Raw genomic sequence first — 5,077 nt, 5'->3', positions numbered from 1 at the left:
TCGGCCGCAGCGCCTCCGCGACCAGGACGTGCCGGGTGGGCATGCCCTTGGCGCGGGCCGAGAGGACGAAGTCCTGCTGGAGGGTGGAGATCATGTCGGTCCGCAGGACGCGGGTGAAGATCGCGACCTCCATCAGGGCGAGGGTGATGGCCGGCAGGGCGATGCTCCGCAGGTTCTCCCCCAGTCCGTCGGCCAGCGGCACGTAGCCCTGCCGCGGGAACTCGGGGAGGAACAGGGCCAGCAGGGCCAGTACCGCGCCCACCGCGACGCCGCCGATCAGGGCCCGGCCCCACATCACCCCGGGTGACCCGGGGCCGCCGCGCCTGCCGAGCGGGGACAGCGCCACCGCGAGGCCGATCACCACCGCCGCGCCGAGGATCAACTGCTGCGCCAACGAGTGGTTGAAGACCAACAGGTAGATCAGCAGCAGGCCGGCCACGAAGCTGGGGACCGAGATGAACGCGAACGCCACGATCGAGGCCACCTGGTCGAACACCCCACCGCGCCGGTAGGCCGACCACACGGCGACGGGCACCGCGATCGCCAGCGAGAGGATGATCGACAGGAACGCGAGCTGCATGGTGACCGGCAGCGCGTTGCCGATCAGCTCCACCACGGACTGGTTGGGCGGGACCAGTGAGTTCCCGAGGTCGCCGGAGGCCAGCCCCCCGACCCAGTCGGCGAACCGGGTCCATACGGGCTTGTCCAGCCCCAACTCCTCCCTCGCCAACTGGTATTGCTCCGCGGTGGCCCCCGGGCCGACGGCCGAGGCCGCGGAGTCGCCCGGGACCGCCTCCATGAGGAAGAACGCGCCGGTCGCGGCGAGTACGACGACGACGATCGCGTGCAGAGCGCGTTCGCCAATGAACCTGAGCACGTAGTGACCCTTCGATTGAGACACCGCCTAAGGCGGTTTCTTACTCGTCTTGACGTAGCCACCATATGCCGTGATACTCGTCACAGCAAGACGGATTAAGTAGATGACTTAGACCGGACCATCACCCCGAGGAGGCCGTCATCGCCGCCGCACCACCCCGCAGACCCGTGTCGTCGAACGACCGGGACGACCTGCTGCTCGAGGTCCGGGAACTCCGCACCCACATCGACACCCCCTCCGGGCGCATCACGCCCGTCGACGGGGTCGACATCTCCCTGCGCCGCGGCGAGACCATCGGCATCGTCGGCGAGTCCGGCTCCGGCAAGTCGATGCTCGTCCGCTCGATCATGGGCATCGCCCCCACCACCGCCCGGGTGGATCCCGCCTCGACGGTCCGTTTCGACGGCCGCGACGTCCTGGCCCTGTCCCAGCGCGAGGCACAGAAGTTCTGGGGACGCGAGATCGCGATGGTCTTCCAGGACCCGCTCACCTCGCTCAACCCCATCCGGACCATCGGTCGGCAGATCATCGACCCGCTGCGGCACCATCTGGGACTGGGTCGCCGGGAGGCGGCCGACCGCGCGGTCGAGCTCCTCGAGCGGGTCCGGATCCCCTCTCCCCGCGCCCGCCTCACCGAGTACCCCCACCAGCTCTCCGGCGGCATGCGCCAACGCGTCGGGATCGCCATCGCCCTGTCCTGCTCGCCCAAGCTGCTCATCGCCGACGAGCCCACCACCGCGCTCGACGTGACGGTGCAGCACGAGATCCTCGACCTCCTCCACGGGCTGCAGGCCGACGGGGACATGGCGATGATCCTGGTCAGCCACGACCTCGCCGTGGTCTCGCAGCACACCGACCGGATCGGGGTCATGTACGCCGGTCGGTTCCTCGAGGTGGGCGACACCCGGGCGCTGCTCGACGAACCCGCGCACCCCTACACCGGCGCACTGCTGGACTCGATCCCGCGGCCGGACCTGCCTCCGCACACCCGGCTCACCGTGATCGAGGGGCGCCCGCCGAACCTGCGGGAGATGCCGCCGGGATGCCGGTTCGCCCCGAGATGCCCCCGGGTGGCGGACGACTGCCTCGTCGTCGACCCCCCTCTCGGGGACCTCGCCACGGCCTCCACCTCCCACCCCACGGCGACCACCGTCCACCGCGTCGGATGTCTCCACCCCACCGTCCCCGTCCACCACCGCACCAGCAGCGAGGCCTCATGACCGGCTCCAGTCAGCACGTCGCCGACGCGCCCACCCCGCCGGACGCGGGACGGCCCGGGGACGCCAAGCTCGTCGTCGATCACGTGACCGTCGAGTACCACACCCGCAAGGGGACGGTCCACGCCGTCTCTGACGTCTCCCTCGACGTCCCCCGCGGCAGGACGCTGGCTCTGGTCGGCGAGTCCGGCTGCGGCAAGTCCAGCCTCGGTCGCGCGTTGCTCCAACTCCCCCGTCCCACCTCCGGCCGCGTGGTGGTGGACGGCACCGACCTGTGTTCGCTGTCCGGGGCCTCACTCAAACGGGCCCGGAAGCTGATCCAGATGGTGTTCCAGGACCCCGTCTCGTCGCTCAATCCCCGCCGCAGGGTCCGGGACATCGTGGCGGAGGGTCTGGAGATCCAGGGCGTCGACGGCGGCCGGGAGGAGATCCGGCGCCGGGTCGACGCGGCCCTCGAGGCGGTGGGCCTGGACCCCGACCACGCCGGTGGCCGGCGCCCGTCCGAGTTCTCGGGCGGCCAGTGCCAACGCATCGCGCTGGCCCGGGCACTGGTGCTCGAGCCCGAGGTGCTGGTGTGCGACGAGCCGGTCTCGGCGCTCGACGTCTCCGTGCAGGCACAGATCCTCAATCTGCTCGAGGAGATGAAGGAGCGCTACCGGCTGACGATGGTCTTCATCTCCCACGACCTGTCGGTGGTGCACAACATCGCCGACCAGGTGGCCGTGATGTACCTCGGCACGGTGTGCGAGGTCGCCGACACCTCCTCCCTCTACCGCGCGCCCGCCCACCCGTACACGATGCTGCTCATCTCGTCGGCCCCCACACTCGGCGGCACCCTCGCGGACACGCTCGGCGAGTCGCCGATCACCGCCACGAGTTCGGAGCTGCCCTCCCCGCTCGACCCCCCGTCCGGTTGCCGCTTCCGTACCCGGTGCCCCCGGGCCACCGAGATCTGCGCCGCCGAACGCCCACAGCTGACCGTCATCGCACCCGGCCACCAGGTCGCGTGCCACCACCCTCTCGAGGAGAACCGATGAAGCGCACCACCAGCGCACTGGCCGTACTAGCGGCGGCCACCCTGACCCTGACCGCATGTGGCGGGGGCGGGGACGACTCGACCGCCGCGGCCGGCGGCGAGGGCCTCGCGCCGGACCAGTCCGAGCGCTGCACCGAGGACCGCGCCGGCGGCACGATCACCGTGGGCGAGTTCTCCATGCTCCCCAGCTTCGCGCCCGGCCAGGGCCAGTACGGCGTCCGCGGCGGCGCCCAGTCGGCGGCCGTCTACGACCGGCTCATGGTGTGGAACCCGGAGGCCGAGGAGTTCGAGCCCAAGCTGGCCGAGTCGCTGGAGTCCAACGACGACAACACCGTGTGGACCCTCACCCTCCGCGACGGCGTCACCTTCTCCAACGGCGACCCGCTCACCGCGGAGGACGTCGCGTTCACGGTGGCCCTGCACAAGGACCCCGCCACCCGGTCGGTCGCGATGACCGAGGCCATGGAGATCACCGAGGCTCGGGTGGTGGACCCGCTCACCGTCGAGTTCACGCTCGCCGACCCGTGGGCCGGGTTCCCCATCACGCTCGCCGGGACCGTCGGGGAGGTCATCCCCCGGGACGCCTACGAGGCCGCCGACCCGCAGGAGTGGGCCAGCAACCCGATCGGCGCCGGAGCGTTCACCGTCGCCGACTTCACCCCGGACCAGGAAACCGTGCTCGAGCCCAACCCCGACTACTACGGCGGTCCCGTCTGCCCGACCCTGAAGTTCATCCGCATCCCCGGATCCCAGGGCACCTACGACGCGTTCCAGACGGGTGAGGTCCAGGTCGGGTTCCTGCGCGGCGCCAAGTTCGTGAACATGGCCCAGGACGACGAGGTCCGCGGTTTCGAGGAGATCATCAGCTCCGGCTCGGTGATCAACATGAACTCCGGCAAGGCCGGATACGACGGCGTCCTGACCGACGTCCGCGCCCGCCAGGCCGTCGCCGCCGCGCTGGACCGCGACCTGTGGAACCAGCGCCTCTACAACGGTGAGGGCCAGGCCACCTCCGCACTCGTCGCCGACTCCTCCCGGCTCTACGACGGCCAGGAAGGGCCTGCGTACGACGTGGAGGCGGCCCGGGCCCTGGTGGAGGAGGTAAAGGCCGACACCCCGGACTGGGACGGCACCCTGCGCATGCTCATCGGCGACGGTCCCGAGAACATCGAGGCCGGAGTCGTGGCCAAGGCGCTGCTGGACGCGGCCGGGTTCACGGTCGTGATCGACAACGCGCCGGTCTCCCAGGTCACGGCACGCCAGTTCACCGGGGACTTCGAGATCGTGATCGGCGGACTGGCCACCTCGGACGCCGATCCTGCGGCCGCCTTCGCCAGCGGCATGCTCCCGACCGGGGCGACCAACATCACCGGGATCGACGACCCGGAGCTCACCGCCGCCATCAACGACCTCAAGGCCGCCGCCGACCTCGACGCCCAGAAGGAGGCGCTCACCCGCCTGCAGGAGGTCTTCAACGAGGTGCAGCCGTTCACCGTGATGGCCAACGCCGAGCAGTACGTCGCGATCTCCGACACCGTCGGGGGACTCACCCCGACCCTGTCCTCGACGGTCCTCTACGACGGAGCGTTCGTGACCGAGTGACTCTGCTCAGGAGTGACGGTGCTCCATGAGTGACGCTGCTCCAAGAGTGACGCTGCTCAGGAGTGATCCCCACCGGTCCTGACCGACCGGCTGCACTCCGACCCCCACGCACACGGGCCCCGGGCTCCCGCCACACGGCGAGGCCGCCCGGGGCCCTGTGGCGTCCCGGTCGAGTCGAGGAACAGTGGCGCGGCTCCTGCCCAGCTCGTGCCCGGCTCGTGCCTGGCTCCCTCCCAGCTCGTGCCCGGCTCGTGCCCGGCCACAGCCGCACGCGAACCTGGCGTCCCGCGTGTACCGATGCGCAGGCGAGACGCCATGTTCAGAAGCGGCTGCAGTCAGCGTGTA

General features: G+C 70.6%; 4 protein-coding genes. 3 read left to right on the top strand and 1 reads right to left on the bottom strand.

All coding sequences use genetic code 11. The features are described 5' to 3' along the window. Positions 1–877 (bottom strand): ABC transporter permease (locus tag G6020_RS11765; RefSeq protein ID WP_347238369.1); only part of this gene is annotated, 877 nt, incomplete at its 3' end. A gap of 167 nt (positions 878–1,044) precedes the next feature. Between G6020_RS11765 and G6020_RS11760 the strand changes: the two genes are divergently transcribed. From G6020_RS11760 to G6020_RS11750, 3 genes are read left to right on the top strand one after another with little or no spacing between them, the layout of a single operon-like run. Further along, the gene (locus G6020_RS11760; protein WP_347238368.1) at positions 1,045–2,097 is read left to right on the top strand and encodes an ABC transporter ATP-binding protein; all 1,053 of its coding nucleotides are present in this window, start codon (positions 1,045–1,047) and stop codon (positions 2,095–2,097) included. After that, positions 2,094–3,131, top strand: coding sequence for an oligopeptide/dipeptide ABC transporter ATP-binding protein (locus G6020_RS11755; protein ID WP_182610753.1), 1,038 nt, complete (start codon positions 2,094–2,096; stop codon positions 3,129–3,131). The genes G6020_RS11760 and G6020_RS11755 overlap by 4 nt, the downstream gene beginning before the upstream one ends. Further along, positions 3,128–4,732, top strand: a complete 1,605-nt coding sequence (locus tag G6020_RS11750) for an ABC transporter substrate-binding protein (protein ID WP_182610752.1) — start codon at positions 3,128–3,130, stop codon at positions 4,730–4,732. Before G6020_RS11755 ends, G6020_RS11750 begins: the two co-directional genes overlap by 4 nt. The last annotated feature ends 345 nt before the right edge of the window (positions 4,733–5,077 follow it).

This window comes from Dietzia sp. B19, from assembly GCF_014145155.1.
In the GTDB taxonomy this organism is placed as follows: Bacteria; Actinomycetota; Actinomycetes; order Mycobacteriales; family Mycobacteriaceae; genus Dietzia; species Dietzia natronolimnaea.
The sequence above is the reverse complement of the archived record's forward strand: the minus strand, read 5'-3'. Positions and strand labels throughout refer to the sequence as shown.

Bases quoted from the DNA above. Each gene is read 5' to 3' on its own strand.
- G6020_RS11755 (WP_182610753.1), top strand. From the start codon at position 2,094: ATGACCGGCTCCAGTCAGCACGTCGCCGACGCGCCCACCCCGCCGGAC.
- G6020_RS11750 (WP_182610752.1), top strand. From the start codon at position 3,128: ATGAAGCGCACCACCAGCGCACTGGCCGTACTAGCGGCGGCCACCCTG.